We start from the raw sequence: 18,591 nt of genomic DNA, 5'->3' as shown, positions 1-18,591 counted from the left end.
AGCCACTTGTTCGTGCGCTGTGCTGCGAAAAGAGACTGTACAGGAGGGTGGGCCCACGGTCGAACTCACCCCGCGTACAGGCTCCGTCACGGCGCCGCGGCGTCGATCGCCTTCACGATCCGCTTGTCGGAGACCGGGTACGCGGTGCCGAGCGCGTGGGCGAAGTAGCTGACCCGCAGCTCCTCGATCATCCAGCGGATGTCCCGGACCGAGGAGGGCACCGGCCGGCCCTGCGGCAACTGCTCCAGCAGCCAGGCGTACTCGTCCTGCATCTCGTGGACCTTCTCCATGCGGGTGGTGTCCCGCTGGACGTTGGTCGGCATCTGCTGGAGCCGGCGGTCGGCGGCCACCAGGTAGCGCATCAGGTCGGGCAGCCGCCGCAGCCCGGTCGCCGTGACGAAACCGGGCTTCACAAGGGCGTCCAACTGCGTGCGGACGTCCGTGAGGTTGGCGAGCAGGGTCGGGCTCCTGACGCCCTTCAGGCGCCGCTCACAGGCCTGCCAGGCGGCGAGCACCTGCTCCACCTGCCCGACGGCGCGCACGGTGGTGTCGACGATCTCGGCGCGCACCTTGTCGTACAGCTTCCGGTACGACTCCTCGTCCCAGGCCGGGCCGCCGAAGTCGCCGATCAGCTTGTCCGCGGCGGCCATGGCGCAGTCGTCGAAGAGTGCCTGGACCGAGCCGTGCGGGTTCGCGGACAGGGCGAGCTTCTGGGCGTTGGTGAGCTTGTCGGAGGCGAACTTGCCCGGGTTCACCGGGATGTTCCGCAGGATCAGCCGGCGGGTGCCCTTCCACATGGCCTCGGCCTGCTCGGCCTCCGTGTCGAAGAGGCGCACCGAGACGGTGTTGGCGGCCGGGCCGTCGTCCACCAGCGCGGGGTAGGCCTTCACCGGCTGGCCGGCCCGGCGGGTCTCGAAGAGGCGGCTGAGCGAGCCGATCGTCCAGTCCGTCAGCCCCGAGCGCTCCACGGACTCGCCGCCCGAGCGCTCCGCGGTCGCCGCGGCGGCCTGCGAGATGGCCTTGCGCGCCTTGGGCCGCAGCCGGACCTTCAGGGCCTCCAGGTCCTTGTCCTCGGCGAGCTTGCGGCGCCGTTCGTCGACGATCCGGAAGGTGATCCGCAGATGGTCGGGCAGCCGCGACCAGTCGAAGTCGTCCGCCGTCAACGGCACTCCGACCATCCGCTTCAGCTCGCGCGCCATGGTCTGGGTCAGCGGCTCCTGGAGCGGTACCGCGCGCTCCAGGAACTTCCGCGCGAAGTTCGGGGCGGGCACGTAGTTGCGCCGGATCGGCTTCGGGAGGGAGCGGATCAGCTCCGTGACCACCTCCTCGCGCAGGCCCGGGATCTGCCAGTCGAAGCCCTCGTCGGTGACCTGGTTGAGGACCTGGAGGGGGATGTGGACGGTCACGCCGTCCGCGTCAGCCCCCGGCTCGAACTGGTAGGTCACCCGGAACTTCAGCGGCCCCTGCCGCCAGGAGTCCGGATAGTCGTCCTTGGTGACCTGTCCGGCGCGGTCGTTGATGAGCATCGACCGCTCGAAGTCGAGGAGTTCGGGCTCTCTGCCTTCGACGGTTCGCTTGTGCTTCCACCAGGAGTCGAAGTGCGCCCCGGACACGACGTGTTCGGGCACCCGCTGGTCGTAGAAGTCGTAGAGCGTCTCGTCGTCCACCAGGATGTCGCGGCGGCGGGCGCGGTGCTCCAGCTCCTCGACCTCGGTGAGCAGCTTGCGGTTGTCGGCGAAGAACTTGTGGTGGGTGCGCCAGTCGCCCTCGACCAGCGCGTGGCGGATGAACAGCTCGCGGCTGACCTCCGGGTCGATCCGCCCGTAGTTCACCTTCCGCTGCGCCACGATCGGCACGCCGTACAGCGTGACCTTCTCGTACGCCATCACGGCGGCCTGGTCCTTCTCCCAGTGCGGTTCGCTGTACGTCCGCTTGAGGAGGTGGCCGGCCAGCGGCTCGATCCACTCGGGCTCGATACGGGCGTTGACGCGCGCCCACAGCCGGGAGGTCTCGACCAGCTCGGCGGACATCACGAAGCGCGGGGGCTTCTTGAAGAGCGCCGAGCCGGGGAAGATCGCGAACTTGGCGTTGCGCGCGCCCAGGTACTCGTTCTTGCCCGAGCCGCGCCCGCTCTCGCCGCCGGTCTCCTTCACGTCCTTCATGCCGACGTGCGAGAGCAGTCCGGCGAGCAGCGAGACGTGGACGCTCTGTTCGGGGGCGTCCTCCTCGTTGAGGTGGATGCCCATCTGCTTGGCGACGGTGCGGAGCTGGCTGTAGATGTCCTGCCATTCGCGGATGCGCAGGAAGTTCAGGTACTCCTGCTTGCACATCCGGCGGAAGGCGGACGAGCCGCGCTCCTTCTGCTGCTCGCGCAGATAGCGCCACAGGTTGAGGAAGGCGAGGAAGTCGGAGGTCTCGTCCTTGAAGCGGGCGTGCTGCTGGTCGGCCTGCGCCTGCTTCTCGGAGGGCCGCTCGCGCGGGTCCTGGATGGAGAGCGCGGCGGCGATCACCATGACCTCGCGGGCGCAGCCGTTCTTGTCGGCCTCCAGGACCATCCGGGCGAGCCGGGGGTCGACGGGCAACTGGGCGAGCTTGCGGCCGGTCGGCGTGAGCCGCTTGCGGACGTCCTTCTCGGCCGGGTCCAGCGCGTTCAGTTCCTGGAGGAGCTGCACGCCGTCGCGGATGTTGCGGTGGTCCGGCGGGTCGATGAAGGGGAACTTCTCGATGTCGCCGAGACCGGCCGCGGTCATCTGGAGGATGACGGAGGCGAGGTTCGTGCGGAGGATCTCGGCGTCGGTGAACTCCGGCCGGGACAGGAAGTCGTCCTCGGAGTACAGCCGGATGCAGATGCCGTCGGACGTACGGCCGCAGCGGCCCTTGCGCTGGTTGGCGCTGGCCTGCGAGACCGGCTCGATGGGCAGTCGCTGCACCTTGGTGCGGTGGCTGTAGCGGGAGATGCGCGCGGTGCCCGGGTCGATGACGTACTTGATGCCCGGGACGGTGAGCGAGGTCTCGGCGACGTTGGTCGCCAGAACGATCCTGCGGCCGGTGTGCGGCTGGAAGACGCGGTGCTGCTCGGCGTGCGAGAGCCGGGCGTAGAGCGGCAGCACCTCGGTGAAGCGGTAGTTCTTCTTCTCCAGCGCGTCGGCCGTGTCGCGGATCTCGCGCTCGCCGGAGAGAAAGACGAGGATGTCGCCCTTGCCCTCGGCCTGGAGTTCCTCGACGGCGTCGCAGATCGCGGTGATCTGGTCGCGGTCGGTGTCCTCGGAGTCCTCTTCGAGGAGCGGCCGGTAGCGCACTTCGACGGGGTAGGTCCGGCCGCTCACCTCGACGATCGGGGCGTCCCCGAAGTGCCGGGAGAAGCGCTCGGGGTCGATGGTCGCGGAGGTGATGACGACCTTGAGGTCGGGGCGCTTGGGCAGGAGCTGGGCGAGGTAGCCGAGCAGGAAGTCGATGTTGAGGGACCGCTCGTGCGCCTCGTCGATGATGATCGTGTCGTAGGCGCGCAGCTCGCGGTCGGTCTGGATCTCGGCGAGCAGGATGCCGTCCGTCATCAGCTTGACGAATGTGGCGTCCGGGTTGACCTGGTCGGTGAAGCGGACCTTCCAGCCGACGGCCTCGCCGAGCGGGGTGTCCAGCTCGTCGGCGACCCGCTCGGCGACGGTCCGGGCGGCGATCCGGCGGGGCTGGGTGTGCCCGATCATGCCGCGCACGCCCCGGCCCAGCTCCATGCAGATCTTCGGGATCTGGGTGGTCTTGCCGGAGCCGGTCTCACCGGCCACGATCACGACCTGGTGATCACGGATGGCGTCCGCGATCGCGTCCTTCTTCTGGCTGACCGGGAGCTGCTCGGGGTAGGTGATGGCGGGCACGCGGGCGCGCCGCTCGGCCATCCGGGTCTCGCCCTTGGCGATCTCCGCCTCGATCTCGGCGAAGACGGCGGAGCGGGCCTCGGGCTTGCGGATCTTGCGCGCGCCTTCGAGTCTGCGCCCGAGCCGGTGCGCGTCGCGCAGGGACAGCTCGGCCAGACGGGGGGCGAGATCGCCGAGGGCGGGGGCAGGGTGCGTAGACATACGCGGTCCAGGATCTCACCTCGGCGAAATTCCTGGCGAACGCTTTTGCAGGGCCGGCCGCGCCCGGCGCACGAAGAAGGCCCCGATCCGGGGATCGGGGCCTCTGCTGTGGCTGGGGCCGGGGTCGAACCGGCGACCTATCGCTTTTCAGGCGATCGCTCGTACCAACTGAGCTACCCAGCCACGAGGTTTCCGGGGAAACCTCAGCGGTCCTGACGGGATTTGAACCCGCGGCCTCCACCTTGACAGGGTGGCGAGCACTCCAAACTGCTCCACAGGACCAAGCTGTTGTGTGCGAAACAGGCGAACCAAGTGTCGCACACGGTGTTGCGTGCCCCCAACGGGATTCGAACCCGTGCTACCGCCTTGAAAGGGCGGCGTCCTAGGCCGCTAGACGATGAGGGCTATCGGCCCGCCTGGGCGCTTCGCAGCGCGTCGGGGACGTGAGAAGCATATGGGATGGCGGGAGGTATCGCCAAAACGGTTTACGGAGCCGTCCCGGTGGGGCTCGGGGAGGGGGTCGGCGGGGTGGTCGCGCCGGGTTGGTTCTCCTTCGGCAGATGGCGGCTGACCTCGGCGGTCGTGAGGCCGAGACCGCCCAGCTTGATCTCGTCCCAGGCCTGGAGGTGCCGGGTGTCCCGGTCGAAGTAGAGGACCGAGGCCTCGATCGGGTCCGGGTACTTCCCCTCGACCGCGCGCAGTCCGCTGCCGCCGGTCGAGCCCTCCACGCGCAGCCGGGTGCCGTACTTCATGACCTCCATCTCCTCGTGGTGCAGATGGCCGGAGAGCACGAGCGGCACCTCGCCGTCCGTCCCGCGCGCGGCGGCGGGTTCGTGGACGATCGCGACGTCCGCCGGGGTGCCCGCGGCCCGCTGGTCGCGCAGCGCCGAGGCGAGGCGGGCGCCCGCGAGGTCCTCCGCCGCGTCGCCGCCGGGGGCGACCGCGCGGTCCGGGGTGAACTGCGGGTCGCCGATGCCCGCGAAGCGCAGCCCGGCGACGGAGACGGCCCGGCCGTCGTCCAGGACGTGCACGTTCTTCATGCGTTCCAGGTAGCGCTGGGTCAGGCGCGAGTCGTGGTTGCCGCGCACCCAGACGTACGGCGCGCCCAGGTCGGGGATCGGGTCCAGGAAGCCGTTCTCGGCGGCCGTCCCGTGGTCCATGGTGTCGCCGGAGTCCACGATCACGTTGATCGAGTACTGCTTCACGAGCGAGGCGATGATCTTCCAGCTCGCCGGGTTGAGGTGGATGTCGGAGACGTGCAGGACCCGGATCGTGCTCGGGTCGGGCTCGTAGGCGGGCAGGGTGGACGTCACGTCGTAGAGCTTCGTCACGTTCGTCACCAGGCGCGCCAACTCCTTCTGGTAGACGTCGAACTCGCTGACGATGTTGCGGGCGTTGCCGACCAGCGAGGGCGCGGAGGACAGCAGGCCGGAGTACCTCGGCTCCAGCACCGACTTGGGGTTCCAGGTGGCGAAGGCGGTGGCGCCGGAGGCGGCCAGCAGGGCGAGGGCGAGGCCGCCGGCGGCCAGGGCCCGGCGCGGGCGGCGGTAGACGCACAGGCCGAGCGCGGTGGCGCCGACGACCACGGCTATGCAAGATCGGACGGCCAGGTCGACCGTGCCGGCCTCGACGTCCCGGGCGACCTCGTCCTGGAGGCCGGAGAGCCGTTCCGGATGGTCCACGAGGGCCTGCGCGCGTTCCGGGTCGAGCTGGTCCACGTCCACGTCCAGCCGCAGCGGGGCCTCGTGGCTGCGCAGTTCCAGCGCGCCGAGCGGCGAGACGTTGATCTTGGTGCCGCCGGTGAGGGAGGGGCGCAGGGTCATGGTGGTGTCCATGGGGCCGACGGGCACGCGCACGTTCCCCACGACCAGCAGCCCGAGCCAGCCGCCGAGCAGCACCACACAGAGCAGCCCCAGGGCACGGACGTACGGGTTCGGCCGCGCGGCCAGCTCGGGCACGGCGCGCCCGCGGCGGGCGGGGCGGCGGCGCAGGGTGCGCAGCGACCGGCGGGCGCGGTCGGCGGTGCGGCGGGCGAGGGCGGTTGCGGCGGAGGGGGCGCGGACCATTGGTCGCGTATGCCCAAGGGTGGGGGCGGATATGCGGGGGCCGGTGCGGAGGCCGGTCGTTCCCGGGGGTGCCTGTTCCTGAGGTGGTGGCCGGGGATCGGCGGGCGGTCCTCGGGGGTGGGCACCCGGATGGGGTGTCCGGGCGCTCGGCCGCCGGATCAGGCCGGTCAGCCCCAGCCCAGTTCGTGCAGGCGTTCGTCGTCGATGCCGAAGTGGTGGGCGATCTCGTGGATGACGGTCACCGCGACCTCGTGGACCACCTCGTCCGGGGTCTCGCACATGCGCAGGGTGGGGCCCATGTAGATCGAGATGCGGTCGGGGAGCACCCCGGCGTACCACTCGCCGCGGTCGGTGAGCGGGGTTCCTTCGTAGAGGCCGAGCAGTTCGGGGTCGTCGGCGGGGGGCTCGTCCTCCACGAACACGGCGACGTTGTCCATCACCCGGGTCAGCTCGGGCGGGATCTTGTCGAGGGCCTGGCTCACCAGCTCTTCGAAGGTTTCGCGCGTCATCTCCAGCACAGGGCCATTGTCGGGGACGGGGCGGCCGAAGGCTTGGGGTCCGGAGGGTCGAATCGGGGTCGAGCCGGGGTCGAATCGGGGCCGAATCGGGGGCGAGTCGGAGTCGAACCGGGGTCGAGTCGGAGTCGCACCGGGCTTGACCGGGCGGGGTGGGTGCGGCGTGTGCCGGGATGTGTCGGCGTGCGTCGGGATGTGTCGGCGTGTGTCGGACTGGGCCCGCCCCGGTTCGCGGTGGCCGTCGGGCGGACCGCGCCCCGACCCCGTATGACACCCCGTCAGCGGCGGAAAACGCCTCCCGGGCCAGTCGCCGGGCCCGGTCGGGTGCCGGGACGCGTGTCCTCTTGCGGGCGGCGGGAGTTGGGCAGGGGGAACTCCCGTTCCTTCCCCGCGCTCCCGGCTCGCCCGAGCGGGGGACGCCCCCTACGGAGGTGGCCGCCCGTGCGCGCCTTGTACGTACCCGTCCGTCTGGCCGCCACGGTCATGGCCGTCGCAGCCGCCGCAGGCTGCATGAGCGTGGGCAACGACGGGGACGACCGGCCGGGCCCCTCGCACTCGGCGGGGCGGCGGGCCGGCGAGGCGCCGGACGGCGGGACCTCGATGGGCGGCGGCGCGATCGGGTCGCACGGCGGGAAGGGCGGCAAGGACGGCAAGGAGTCGCCGGAGCCGGGCGAGTCGGAGTCGGACGACGCCTCGCCCTCGGCCTCCGCGTCGAAGGGCGGCAAGCCCTCCGCGAAGGCGACGGACAAGGGCGGCGGCGGCCCGTCCGCGGACCCCGTGCAGCCGGGTGAGCCGGCGCCCACGCGGACGACGGCGGAACCCACGCCCGAACCGCCGTCCGAGCCGACGCCCCCGCCGTCCGATCCGGACTCCGCCGAGCCCTCGTCGTCGGCGCACGAGCAGCCGGCGACGCAGCTCGTGCAGCGGGAGCCGGCACCCGAGGCCGGCGCACCCGTCTAGACCGGGTGGATCCTGCCCCGTCGAAGGGGCGCTGACCTGGGCGTATGGGGTCGAGTTTGCCTTCAGGGGTGGAGGGTGCGTATGGTGGTAGATCGTTTGATCCCATTTGCCCGGCGCCGCCAAAGAGAGCGCCGCGTGGCGCGTACTCTCCCTTGCCGTGGCCGGACCGCATAGAGGCGGTCGATTGCGACTTCACGGAGTTTGGGCGCGTGCCGAAGAACTCCGGAAGGTTCGCATTTCGCATGTCTGTTTCCAGTACTGATCACGTCGTCGTGCCCGAGAACGACCAGAACGACACCGTGACCGAGATCGTCGAGGCCGTCGAGACCACCGAGTCCGCCGCCCCCGAGATCACCTTCGAGTCCCTCGGCCTGCCCGAGGGTGTCGTCCGCAAGCTCGCGCAGAACGGCGTGACCACCCCCTTCCCGATCCAGGCCGCGACCATCCCGGACGCCCTGGCCGGCAAGGACATCCTCGGCCGTGGCCGCACCGGCTCCGGCAAGACCCTCTCCTTCGGTCTGCCGACCCTGGCGCAGCTCGCCGGCGGCCACACCGAGAAGAAGAAGCCGCGCGCCGTCATCCTCACGCCGACCCGTGAGCTGGCCATGCAGGTCGCCGACGCGCTGCAGCCCTACGGTGACGTCCTCGGCCTGAAGATGAAGGTCGTCTGCGGCGGTACGTCGATGGGCAACCAGATCTACGCCCTGGAGCGCGGCGTCGACGTCCTCGTCGCCACCCCGGGCCGGCTGCGCGACATCATCAACCGCGGCGCCTGCTCGCTGGAGAACACCCAGATCGCCGTCCTCGACGAGGCCGACCAGATGTCGGACCTGGGCTTCCTGCCCGAGGTCACCGAGCTGCTCGACCAGATCCCGGCCGGCGGCCAGCGCATGCTGTTCTCCGCCACGATGGAGAACGAGATCTCCACGCTGGTCAAGCGCTACCTGACCAACCCGGTCACGCACGAGGTCGACAGCGCCCAGGGCAACGTCACGACGATGTCGCACCACATCCTCATCGTGAAGCCCAAGGACAAGGCGCCGGTCACCGCCGCGATCGCCTCCCGCAAGGGCCGCACGATCATCTTCGTCCGCACCCAGCTCGGCGCCGACCGCATCGCGGAGCAGCTCCGCGACGCCGGTGTGAAGGCCGACGCGCTGCACGGCGGTATGACGCAGGGCGCCCGCACCCGGACGCTCGCCGACTTCAAGGACGGTTACGTCAACGCGCTCGTCGCGACCGACGTCGCCGCCCGCGGTATCCACGTCGACGGCATCGACCTGGTCCTCAACGTGGACCCGGCCGGCGACCACAAGGACTACCTGCACCGCTCCGGCCGTACGGCCCGCGCCGGCCGCTCCGGCACCGTCGTGTCGCTGTCGCTGCCGCACCAGCGCCGGCAGATCTTCCGGCTGATGGAGGACGCGGGCGTCGACGCCGCGCGTCACATCATCAACTCCGGTACGGCCTTCGAGCCCGAGGTCGCCGAGATCACCGGCGCCCGCTCGATGACCGAGGTCCAGGCCCAGTCCGCGGGCGACGCCGCCCAGCAGGCCGAGCGTGAGGTCACCCAGCTCACCAAGGAGCTGGAGCGCGCGCAGCGCCGCGCCGCCGAGCTGCGCGGCGAGGCCGACCGGCTGGTCGCCCGTGCCGCCCGCGAGCGCGGCGAGGACCCGGAGGTGGCCGTCGCCGCCGCCGAGGCCGCCGAGCAGGCCGTCGTCGCCGAGGCCCCGGCCGCCGAGTCCGTGACCGCCGAGGCTCCGGCCGAGCGTCCCGCGTACGAGCCGCGGCAGCGCCGTGACGAGCGGGGCAACTACGAGCGCCGCGACAACGACCGTGGCGGTTTCCGCCGGGACGACAACCGTGGTGGCGGCTTCAACCGCGACGACCGCGGTGGCCGTTCCTTCGAGCGTCGTGACGACAGCCGTGGTGGCGGTGACCGCGGCGGGTTCCGTCGCGACAACGACCGTGGTGGCTTCCGTCGCGACGACAACCGTGGCGGTGGCTTTAACCGTGACGACCGTGGCGGCCGTTCCTTCGAGCGTCGTGACGACAACCGGGGTGGCGGCTTCCGCCGTGACAACGACCGCCGGGACGACAACCGTGGCGGTGGCTTCAACCGCGATGACCGTGGCGGCCGTTCTTTCGAGCGCCGTGACGACAACCGGGGTGGCGGCTTCCGCCGTGACAACGACCGTGGTGGCTTCCGCCGGGACGACAACCGTGGTGGCGGCTTCAACCGCGATGACCGTGGCGGCCGTTCCTTCGAGCGCCGTGACGAGCGTGGCGGCCACCGGGGCAGCGACCGTCCCTTCAACCGCGACCGCCAGGGCGACCGCCCCTCGGGCGGCGGCTTCCGCTCCGGCCACGACCGTCCGACCGGCCGCCGTGACGACCACCGCACGACCGGCACCGGCACCGGAACGGGTTCGTTCCGCCGCGACGACAAGCCGCGCTGGAAGCGCAACGGCTGAGCTGACGCCGGAGGCCGGCGCTGACGTCCTGCACGGAAGCCCGGCACCGGCGGCCGGTACCCAAGTCCGGTACCGACGCCGATGACACGAAGGGCCCGTACGACTCCGGTCGTACGGGCCCTTCGGCGTACGGGCCGCTCGTCGTGACGCCCCGCTCGTCGTGACGCTCGGCGTGATCCCCCGCTCCGCGTGACGCCCCGCTCGGCGTGATCCCCTGCTCCGCGTGATGCCCCGCTCGGCGTGATGTCCAGGCCGCCGTGGCCCCCCGACCGGCGGAGGGCCGTTTCCGGCCAACTTGGTGTCCCGCGCCGCGCATGTCGCGCCTCCGGCGCGGGAATCGCTGGGGGCATGACAAATGACGCGAGGGGCAGTGGGCTGTCGGACGAGGAACGGCTTGCCCAGCTCGGCTACACGCAGGTGCTCGCCCGCCGTATGTCGGCGTTCTCGAACTACGCGGTCTCCTTCACGATCATCTCGGTCCTGTCGGGCTGTCTGACGCTGTATCTGTTCGGCATGAACACCGGCGGGCCCGCCGTGATCACCTGGGGGTGGGTCGCGGTCGGTCTGATGACGCTGTTCGTCGGACTGGCCATGGCCGAGATCTGTTCGGCCTATCCGACCTCCGCCGGACTGTACTTCTGGGCCCACCGGCTCGCCCCGGCGCGCAGCGCGGCGGCCTGGGCGTGGTTCACGGGCTGGTTCAACGTCCTCGGCCAGGTCGCCGTGACCGCCGGCATCGACTTCGGCGCCGCGTCCTTCCTCGGCGCCTACCTGAACCTCCAGTTCGACTTCGAGGTGACTCCGGGCCGTACGGTTCTGCTGTTCGCCGCGATCCTGATCCTGCACGGGCTGCTCAACACGTTCGGCGTGGGCATCGTCGCCCTGCTCAACAGCATCAGCGTGTGGTGGCACGTGATCGGGGTCGCCGTCATCGTCGGCGCGCTGACCTTCGTACCGGACCAGCACCAGTCGGCGGACTTCGTGTTCACCGAGTTCGTCAACAACACGGGCTGGGGCAGCGGGGTCTACGTCGTCCTCATCGGACTGCTCATGGCCCAGTACACGTTCACCGGGTACGACGCCTCCGCCCACATGACGGAGGAGACCCACGACGCGTCCACGGCCGGCCCGAAGGGCATCGTCCGCTCCATCTGGACCTCCTGGATCGCCGGCTTCGTCCTGCTCCTCGGCTTCACCTTCGCCATCCAGTCGTACGACAAGGAGCTGAACTCGGCGACCGGCGCGCCCCCGGCGCAGATCCTGCTCGACGCGGTCGGCGCGACCTCCGGGAAGCTGCTGCTGCTGGTCGTGATCGGCGCGCAGCTCTTCTGCGGGATGGCCTCGGTGACGGCCAACAGCCGTATGATCTACGCCTTTTCGCGGGACGGCGCGCTGCCCTTCTCCAACGTCTGGCACACGGTCAACCCGCGGACGCGCACGCCCGTCGCGGCGGTCTGGCTGGCCGCGCTCGGCGCGCTCGTGCTCGGCCTGCCGTACCTGATCAACTACACGGCCTACGCGGCCGTGACGTCGATCGCGGTCATCGGCCTCTATGTCGCCTACGTCATCCCGACGTTCCTGCGTGTGCGCAAGGGCGAGGACTTCCAGCGCGGGCCCTGGCACCTGGGGCGGTGGTCGCGGCTGATCGGCGTGATCGCGGTGGGCTGGGTGGTCGTCATCACGATCCTGTTCATGCTGCCGCAGGTGTCCCCGGTCACCTGGGAGACGTTCAACTACGCGCCGATCGCGGTCCTCGTCGTCCTCGGCTTCGCCGCGACCTGGTGGCTGGCGTCGGCCCGCCACTGGTTCCTGAACCCGAGCCACGAACGCAACATCGCCCGCGAGGCGGCGCGCAGGGGTGCGCCCGAACCGGTCGATCCCTGACGTTGTACGCGTCCGGCGCGGCCGGGTCACCGATACCCGATCGGAGTCCCGGCCGCGTCCGGCTATGCTCGGGGATGCGCCGGCACGGTCCGGTGCACCGCACCGCCGTGAGCGGGCGCGGGGACCCTTAGCTCAATTGGCAGAGCAGTGGACTTTTAATCCATTGGTTGTGGGTTCGAGTCCCACAGGGTCTACGGAAGGGCCCCCAGCTCAGAGGCGATCTGAGCTGGGGGCCCTACTCGTTTCGTGGTGTCTCATGCCGTCCTGCTGGCCCGCTGCTGGCCCGAAGGGCAAGCGGACATGAGCGAGGGCGGCCACCCGGTGGGTGACCGCCCTGCTCTGCCTCCGCGTCCTCTCCGGGGTCGAGGTGGCCCCAACGCATCGGCAGCTTGATGGCGAGTGATCGCGTGATGCCCGGGCAGGTGCATGATCACGCAATGCCGAACCTGTTGGGCAGACTTTTTGATCTTACCGTCCGACGGTGTCTCAGTGCCCGACGGACCGAACGAAGACGACGAGTGGATCGCCACGCGTCGCCACGCGATCGGCGCCCGCATCCGCGAGGAACGGCTCCGTCAGAACCGCACCCAGGAGTGGCTACACCTGGAGGCCGGTATCAACCGGTGGACGCTCCAGCGGATCGAGGCCGGCGAAGACTCCCGCATCTCGACGCTGCTGCGCATCGCCCGCGTCCTTGACGTCGACCTGGCCGACCTCGTTCGTTGAACGGCCGCCCCTGCGGGGGCAGGGGCGGCCAACCCGGGCCCGGCACACCGCCGCGCCGGGACCGGGAGTCTCACCTCTGCCGGGTGCCGCGGCCCTGCTGCACGGTCGGCTGGTCCGCCCGCCGGCACCCGTCCCGGTGCACGGGGACCGTGACCGGCGGGCCGGACGCCCTGTCCACGCCGCGCGTCTCGGCCGGCTCGCCCTGCCGGATTGGCTGATCGCAGCGCGCGCACATCATCGGCGTCCGCCCTTCCCGGCCGGGCGGCGCCCGAGGCCGCCGCCGTGACACGAGCAGCCGCATCGGATCGTCATCAGGGGCGCCTCCCACGCGGGTGCGCCCGGGCGCCGCACGTCTCCGGGTCCGTCACACATCGCGTGCTCGGCGAGCCGGCACTCGGGGGTCTTCTCGGCCGCCTTCACGACAGCTCCGACAGCGGGACGAGGCCGCGCTGTTCCCGGCAGGGGGCGCACGCGTACAGGGCGACGGGCGGCGCACTGTTCCGCTCGATCGCGTCGACCAGGACCGCAGTCTCCGAAGGGCCCTTGTGCCAGTCACACCAGCGAGCCCGATCCCGGGGGGTGGTCGCCGAGTCGTCGGTCTGCGTATCGTCGGCCATGTCGACTCCTGTTAGTCGTCCAAGCCCGGGGCCGTTCGCGCGGTCGCCGGGGTTCACGACCACCCTTCGCCCCGGCGCACGCCTTGCCATCCCACCGACGGGTATCCCCCTGATGGGTAGGGCCGCCGGTGCCGCCTCGATCGGGGGATCCTGTGCCGGTGATCCAGCCGCCAACAGCCCTGCCATCTGCCGTCCTTGAGACGGCTCAGATGCGGCACGCGCTCGCCGCCCACGACTTCGGGACGGTCTTCCGGCTGGCCCGCGAAGAGGCGGGGATCAGCTATCAGCGGATTGCTGCCGAGTGCGGGATCAAGCCCGAACGGGTCGGCTCCCTCGCGCGCGGCCGGGGCCGGGTCGAGAGCTACGAGAAGATCGCGACCATCGCAGACGCGCTCCGCGTGCCCGGGCACATGGTCGGCCTCGCGCCCCGCCCCTGGGAAGCCGCCACCGACACGGCCGTCGTCCCCCGCCGCGGCGTGCTCCAGGCGGCGGGCGCCGTCGGTCTCGCGGCCAGCCTGCCCGACATCCTGGCCCCGGCCGGTCCACGGCGGATCGGGCCCGAAGCCATCGCCCACCTTCGCGAGCGCACCGCGCGGCTCCGGCGCCTCGATGACATCCTCGGCGGCGGCGACACGTACCGGGTGTACAGCGCCGAGTACCAGGCGACGAAAGGGATCCTGCGGACCGGTACCTACAGCGACGCCGTCCTCCGCGAGCTGCTTGCCCTGCTGGCCGAGCAAGCGCAGCAGGCGGGATGGGCGGCATTCGACGGCGGCCGGGAGCGGGAGGCCGTAGCCCTGTACCGCGAGAGCCGGTCCACCGCCGAGGAGGCGGGCGCCGGCGACCTGGCCCGCAACGCCCTGGCGTTCCTGGCGTACCAGGCGGGCCCTACCGACGCGCAGGCGGCGGCGACGATAGCGGCACACTCCTGCGAGGCCATCACCGAGCAGACGCCGGCCACAGTCCGGGCCCTGCTCTGGGAGCGGTACGCGTGGGCGCTGGCCGTCGCCGGGGACGCCTCCGGTACGGACCAGGCTCTGCACACTGCGGGCGCGGCCCTCGACTCGGCGGACGCGGACGAGCCGCAACCGGACTGGTCGGCATGGGTCGGGCGGGCAGAGCTGGACATCATGGCGGGCCGTTGCTGGACGGAACTCCGTCGGCCGCTCCGCGCGGTGCCGCACCTCACCCGCGGCCTCTCCGGGTTCGATGACGCGCATGCCCGGGACAAGGCCCTGTATCTGACCTGGCTTGCCGAGGCGTATGCGACGGCGGGCGAGGTCGAGGAGGCCGTCGCGGTGGCCGCCCGTGCTGTCGACCTGGCCGACGGGGTGGCGTCGGCCAGGCCCCGTCGCCGCATCGAGCACGTGGTGTCCCGCCTCGCCCTCGACCACGGGTCCGTGCCCGCGGTCGCCGAACTTGTCGGGCGCACGGCCTAGTCGGCGAGCGTCCGCTCGATCCACGCCAGGTAGGGAACCGTGCCGGTCTCGATCGCGGTGGCGACGACCTCCGGGTTATCCCACGGGTGATGCGCGAGCAGGTGCGCCTCCAGTTTCGGGTACCGGGCGTCGGTCGTTTTGAGGAGCAGCTGGTACTCCTCGCCGGTGCCGAACTCTCCGACATGCCAGAACACGCTGGTGACGGGGCCTACGATCTGGGCGCCCGCTGCGAGGCGGGCGCGGACAGCGGACTCGGCTAGGGCGACGGCCTGGTCGCGGGTGGCGGTGGCGGTGGACACGGTCAGGAAGTTAGCCATCCCGCCAGGCTACAGATCTGGCGTAGCCCACCGCTGGACGCACGAAAGCGCCCCCGCCCTCCCGAAGGAGAGCGGGGGCCGCGTGGCTAGTCGATGGAGTACGGGACCAGCTCCCGAGGGATCTCCTCGGGCACCTCTTTGGCGGCGGCCAGGCGCCGGTTCGCCCGTCGGATGATCCGCATCGCCATGCGCAGCAGGCGCTCCAGGTAGCTCACCTTCTCCTTCTGCTGCTCAACGATCGCCGTGAGGTGGTCCACCTTCTCTTCGAGGACAGAGAACCTTCTCCAGATCTCTGGCGAGACCTTCAGCTCTCCCTCGTCCGGCTCGTCCGCCGGCCTTTCCAGCGCGGGCCGCTCCTGTACAGGCCGGTCTCGTGGTGTGGAGATCCGCGCCACCAGAACGGACCCGACCAGGCCGAGCACGGCGATGATGACTGTCGTGATCGAGCCCTCAGCGCCCATGCGACCGCCCCCTCGAAAGCACGGCGACGACCGTCACGAGGAACACGAGGGCGGCGTAGACGGGTACGGCCGCCCATGCCACCTCGTAGTCCCCGGTGAGCGCCGTCGCGGTGAAGCTGAGCGCCCAGTAGGCGGGCGGCAGGGAGACCGCAGCGAACCCCCAGGTATCCCGCCCCGGACGCAACGCCCCGGCGACGATGCCGAGGACGCCGCAGCCGATCCACACCCCGCCCCACGCCTCGATGCACATGATGCGGATCAGCGGCGCAGTCCCGGAAATAACGGCGGTCCGGGTGGTCAGGATCAGCCCGAGCCCGTAGACGCTCCACAGGATGCCGAGCCCTGCGAGCGTGACGCCGCGCCATTCCAGATGGCGCCACACCCGGAGCAGCGCGGCCCGCATCAGACGCCCTTGGCCAGCGAGGCGCTGTTCTTCGTGCCGAACGCGCGGGCGATCATGCCCTTGAGGAGCGTTCCGGCCGCGGCGATTCCGGCCGCGCCCATCGTCTGCCAGAAGCTCGCGTGGAACATGTCGGCCGGGCCAGCGGCTACCGCGACGCCACCGGCGGCGACGACCGCCGTGGAGAGGACGCGCTCGGCGAGGTCTCGGCCGTAGGTCGTCGCGGTCTTGACGACGGTCTCGACGTCGCCGGGCAGGGTGTAGTCGGACATGGTGATTCCCTTCAGACGGGCTGCGCGAGCGAGCGGCAGCCGATGACGGTCCCGGTGGAGTTGCGGACCTCGCGGTAGGGGACGAGCAGGTCGTTCCGCCGGTCCGCGAGGGCGAGGGCGACGACGAGAGAGACGATGTACTGGTAGCCGTCCCGCTTCGGCGGGAGGTTCTGGGCGTGCCCGAACTCGACCAGCACGGGCCACATGCCGCTGCTCACTTCGAACATGGCCAGCCGCGCGGGTGTCGTCTCGGGAGGGATGACCTCACGCAGGTACGGTTCGAGGTCATCGCTGCCGTCCTCACGCTCGCTCGCGTAGAGGCGGATCGGATGCGGCGTCAGGTTGAGGATCATGCGTCTACCTCAGACGTTGGGGACCTTGAGCACGGACCACGACTTCGGGCCGGGCGGCCACGTGGCGGCGGCGCCCGTGTAACCGAGCGACCGCTGGAACGCCTCGTAGGCGTTGACATCGGCCTGCCCGAGCTTCGGGCCGGGGCCGACCGCGTAGTAGCGGCCGAAGCCGCGGGCAACGAGCCGCTTGCCCATCGCAGTGAAGATCGGCGAGGACTTCCCGAGGGCGGCCTTGCCCTTGCTCAGGAAGAACACGCTGCCGGGGAACGGCTCGTAGACGGGCTTCGACGGTGCGGGCGCCCCGGGGCCCGGTTCGGTGCCGGCCGGGCGAGGTGCTCCCTTTCCCACCCACGCGTACAGCGGGCCGCCGGGGCACTCGGTGGCGTAGCCGTCGCGGTGGCCCTTGATCTCGGTTCCGGCGCCGTGCGCGCGCAGCAGCTCGATGCCGTCGCGGATCGCGCCGAGCATCTCGTCCGTCGGCTCGGTCAGGCCCTTGTCGCCGACCAGGCCGACGATGGCGTAGTGCGCCTGGTTGAGCGGCTGGTTGCCGTTCGCGCCGGTGCGGTGCCCGAGCCCGCGGCCTTCCAGCAGGTAGCCGTGCGGGCAGGCCCCGTAGTTGTAGGCGATGTCCGAGTAGCCCTCCTTCACGTTGGCCAGGTGGCTCTTGCGGATGGCTTTCCACTCGGCGATGCACGCCGCGTGGTCGGTGAGGAGGCTGGTCGAGACCGTGGTGCCCTCGTAGTGGATTTTCGTGCCCTTGGTCGAGGCCTGCACCGGGGCGGCCGTGGCAGGCCAGCCGAGGGCCGTGCGGGTGACCAGCTTCATCGTGTGTGCTCCTTGGCCACGGCCTGGTCGCCGGCCACGTGGTCGGCGATGGAGGCGGCGCCGGCGATCCAGCCGCCCTGGACGGTCTCGCCGAGGTCCTCCCAGGCGAGCATCGGGCGGCCGTCGTGGGTCCGTCCGCCGACGGCCTCGCTGTAGGCGAGGTAGTTGAGCTGTCCGAGTTCGCTCGGGGAGTGCGGTGCCATGGGTCCTCCAGGCATGAGAAAGGCCCCGGCCATCTGGCGCGGGGCGGACGGTGTGGGGGGGTGGGTCAGGAGACGAGGGGTTCCTCGGTCTCCGGTGGCGGCGGGGCGTCCTCGGCGGGTGTCTCGCCGGAGGGGGAGGGGAGGTCCGTCGGTGCGGCCACGGGCATCAGGGGCCCGGTGGGGAACGGCTCGACGGGGGGCCGGCCGTCGGTGGGAGTGGACATCGGCGCTCCGTCAGCTCTGGAGTTGGTAGGCGGAGTACAGCGAGGCTCGCAGGGCGCCCGTGCCGCTGGTGCGGCGGCCCTGGACGGCGATGTCGACCTGCTGCATGTGGTCGTAGCTGTCGAGGGAGTACGGGCCGAGGGTGACGAAGCCGACGCTGAACGACACGTTGCTGCTGGCGCGGACGGTGCCGCCCACGGTCAGCTCGATGGTGCCGACGGCACCGGAGGTGTCCATGGACACCTGCATGACGATGACGATCCGCGGCAGCTGTTTGTAGAACCTGCCCTGCCACAGCTTCGTTGTGGTGGTTCCGGAGGTGCGGGGCCAGTAGTCCCAACTGCCCTCGTAGGCTGGGCCGATGGGCACGGGAAGGTACGGGCGGGCGAGGCCTGCGCCCGAGTTGGTGTCCTCGGCGAGGATGGTGTTCGCGCTGCGGTCGTAGAAACTCCAGGCCTGCGTCTCGAAACCGCTTGGCGGGTACGAGTAGCAGCCCATGAAGATCGAGCCGTCCTCGCGGCGGAGCTGCACGGCCTGCTGCGGTGTGCCGTCGCCGTGGTTCCAGGACGTGTCGCCGATTTTGCCGATGTCGACCATGCGGACCTTGCCGGGGGTGTCCATCGCCAGCCTGCCGCCGTTGACGACGCGGAGCCCGCCGGCGCCGACGGAGGCGTTCTCCAGGCGGCGCGCGGCCCGCAGTTCGCGTACCTGCCGCTTCAGTTCGGCGATGTCGCGGGCCATCTGCTGGGGGCCGCCGGGGATCTGGTCGCCGGGGGTGGGCATC

At 71.0% G+C, this 18,591-nt stretch carries 18 protein-coding genes and 4 tRNA genes; 6 read left to right on the top strand and 16 right to left on the bottom strand.

Annotation, left to right across the window (positions count from 1 at the left end; genetic code table 11):
- Positions 1–86: 86 nt before the first annotated feature.
- The 6 genes from hrpA to AB0912_RS00430 all read right to left on the bottom strand — a co-directional run bounded on the left by hrpA (position 87) and on the right by AB0912_RS00430 (position 6,657).
- On the bottom strand, positions 87–4,073 hold the full coding sequence (gene hrpA / locus AB0912_RS00455; protein ID WP_366695193.1) for an ATP-dependent RNA helicase HrpA: 3,987 nt from the start codon (positions 4,071–4,073) through the stop codon (positions 87–89).
- A gap of 109 nt (positions 4,074–4,182) precedes the next feature.
- Positions 4,183–4,256 (bottom strand) — tRNA-Phe (locus tag AB0912_RS00450).
- Positions 4,257–4,280: 24 nt separating this feature from the next.
- Positions 4,281–4,355 (bottom strand) — tRNA-Asp (locus tag AB0912_RS00445).
- A gap of 50 nt (positions 4,356–4,405) precedes the next feature.
- Positions 4,406–4,478: transfer RNA gene (locus tag AB0912_RS00440), tRNA-Glu, on the bottom strand.
- A gap of 80 nt (positions 4,479–4,558) precedes the next feature.
- A complete protein-coding gene (locus AB0912_RS00435) occupies positions 4,559–6,139 on the bottom strand; it encodes a metallophosphoesterase (protein WP_366695191.1) in 1,581 nt (526 codons plus the stop codon).
- A 167-nt stretch (positions 6,140–6,306) separates the two neighbouring features.
- Positions 6,307–6,657 (bottom strand): metallopeptidase family protein, encoded by a 351-nt coding sequence (locus AB0912_RS00430; RefSeq protein ID WP_366695189.1) that lies wholly within the window; start codon positions 6,655–6,657, stop codon positions 6,307–6,309.
- A gap of 438 nt (positions 6,658–7,095) precedes the next feature.
- Here AB0912_RS00430 and AB0912_RS00425 point away from each other — a divergent pair, with 438 nt between their 5' ends.
- The 5 genes from AB0912_RS00425 (at position 7,096) to AB0912_RS00405 (ending at position 12,698) form a co-directional block, all read left to right on the top strand.
- Positions 7,096–7,614, top strand: coding sequence for a hypothetical protein (locus AB0912_RS00425; RefSeq protein WP_366695187.1), 519 nt, complete (start codon positions 7,096–7,098; stop codon positions 7,612–7,614).
- Positions 7,615–7,856: 242 nt separating this feature from the next.
- On the top strand, positions 7,857–10,088 hold the full coding sequence (locus AB0912_RS00420) for a DEAD/DEAH box helicase (RefSeq protein ID WP_366695185.1): 2,232 nt from the start codon (positions 7,857–7,859) through the stop codon (positions 10,086–10,088).
- A 348-nt stretch (positions 10,089–10,436) separates the two neighbouring features.
- The gene (locus tag AB0912_RS00415; RefSeq protein WP_366695183.1) at positions 10,437–11,972 is read left to right on the top strand and encodes an amino acid permease; all 1,536 of its coding nucleotides are present in this window, start codon (positions 10,437–10,439) and stop codon (positions 11,970–11,972) included.
- Between the two features lie 121 nt (positions 11,973–12,093).
- Positions 12,094–12,166: transfer RNA gene (locus tag AB0912_RS00410), tRNA-Lys, on the top strand.
- A gap of 295 nt (positions 12,167–12,461) precedes the next feature.
- Complete coding sequence (locus AB0912_RS00405) at positions 12,462–12,698, top strand: helix-turn-helix transcriptional regulator (protein ID WP_366695182.1); 237 nt, start codon at positions 12,462–12,464, stop codon at positions 12,696–12,698.
- 416 nt (positions 12,699–13,114) lie between these two features.
- Here AB0912_RS00405 and AB0912_RS00400 read toward each other — a convergent pair whose 3' ends face one another.
- A complete protein-coding gene (locus tag AB0912_RS00400; RefSeq protein WP_366695180.1) occupies positions 13,115–13,315 on the bottom strand; it encodes a hypothetical protein in 201 nt (66 codons plus the stop codon).
- A gap of 158 nt (positions 13,316–13,473) precedes the next feature.
- Here AB0912_RS00400 and AB0912_RS00395 point away from each other — a divergent pair, with 158 nt between their 5' ends.
- On the top strand, positions 13,474–14,754 hold the full coding sequence (locus AB0912_RS00395; protein ID WP_366695178.1) for a helix-turn-helix domain-containing protein: 1,281 nt from the start codon (positions 13,474–13,476) through the stop codon (positions 14,752–14,754).
- Here the strand turns inward: AB0912_RS00395 and cutA are convergent.
- From cutA to AB0912_RS00350, 9 genes are all read right to left on the bottom strand, one after another.
- Complete coding sequence (gene cutA / locus AB0912_RS00390; RefSeq protein ID WP_366695176.1) at positions 14,751–15,071, bottom strand: divalent-cation tolerance protein CutA; 321 nt, start codon at positions 15,069–15,071, stop codon at positions 14,751–14,753. The two genes, AB0912_RS00395 and cutA, sit on opposite strands and share 4 nt — an antisense overlap.
- A gap of 86 nt (positions 15,072–15,157) precedes the next feature.
- Complete coding sequence (locus AB0912_RS00385; RefSeq protein ID WP_366695174.1) at positions 15,158–15,532, bottom strand: hypothetical protein; 375 nt, start codon at positions 15,530–15,532, stop codon at positions 15,158–15,160.
- Positions 15,522–15,935 (bottom strand): hypothetical protein, encoded by a 414-nt coding sequence (locus AB0912_RS00380; protein ID WP_366695172.1) that lies wholly within the window; start codon positions 15,933–15,935, stop codon positions 15,522–15,524. The genes AB0912_RS00385 and AB0912_RS00380 overlap by 11 nt, the downstream gene beginning before the upstream one ends.
- Positions 15,935–16,204: a hypothetical protein gene (locus AB0912_RS00375; RefSeq protein WP_366695171.1), complete on the bottom strand. Its 270-nt coding sequence runs from the start codon at positions 16,202–16,204 to the stop codon at positions 15,935–15,937. Before AB0912_RS00375 ends, AB0912_RS00380 begins: the two co-directional genes overlap by 1 nt.
- Before the next feature lie 11 nt (positions 16,205–16,215).
- Positions 16,216–16,557, bottom strand: coding sequence for a hypothetical protein (locus AB0912_RS00370; protein WP_366695169.1), 342 nt, complete (start codon positions 16,555–16,557; stop codon positions 16,216–16,218).
- A gap of 9 nt (positions 16,558–16,566) precedes the next feature.
- On the bottom strand, positions 16,567–17,382 hold the full coding sequence (locus tag AB0912_RS00365; RefSeq protein WP_366695167.1) for a peptidoglycan-binding protein: 816 nt from the start codon (positions 17,380–17,382) through the stop codon (positions 16,567–16,569).
- Positions 17,379–17,585 (bottom strand): hypothetical protein, encoded by a 207-nt coding sequence (locus AB0912_RS00360; RefSeq protein ID WP_366695165.1) that lies wholly within the window; start codon positions 17,583–17,585, stop codon positions 17,379–17,381. The genes AB0912_RS00365 and AB0912_RS00360 overlap by 4 nt, the downstream gene beginning before the upstream one ends.
- A gap of 65 nt (positions 17,586–17,650) precedes the next feature.
- On the bottom strand, positions 17,651–17,809 hold the full coding sequence (locus tag AB0912_RS00355; RefSeq protein ID WP_366695163.1) for a hypothetical protein: 159 nt from the start codon (positions 17,807–17,809) through the stop codon (positions 17,651–17,653).
- Between the two features lie 10 nt (positions 17,810–17,819).
- Positions 17,820–18,590, bottom strand: coding sequence for a hypothetical protein (locus AB0912_RS00350; protein ID WP_366695161.1), 771 nt, complete (start codon positions 18,588–18,590; stop codon positions 17,820–17,822).
- Position 18,591 lies beyond the last annotated feature (1 nt).

The sequence above is a fragment of the Streptomyces sp. NPDC007084 genome (assembly GCF_040703595.1).
GTDB lineage: Bacteria > Actinomycetota > Actinomycetes > Streptomycetales > Streptomycetaceae > Streptomyces.
The sequence above is the reverse complement of the archived record's forward strand: the minus strand, read 5'-3'. Positions and strand labels throughout refer to the sequence as shown.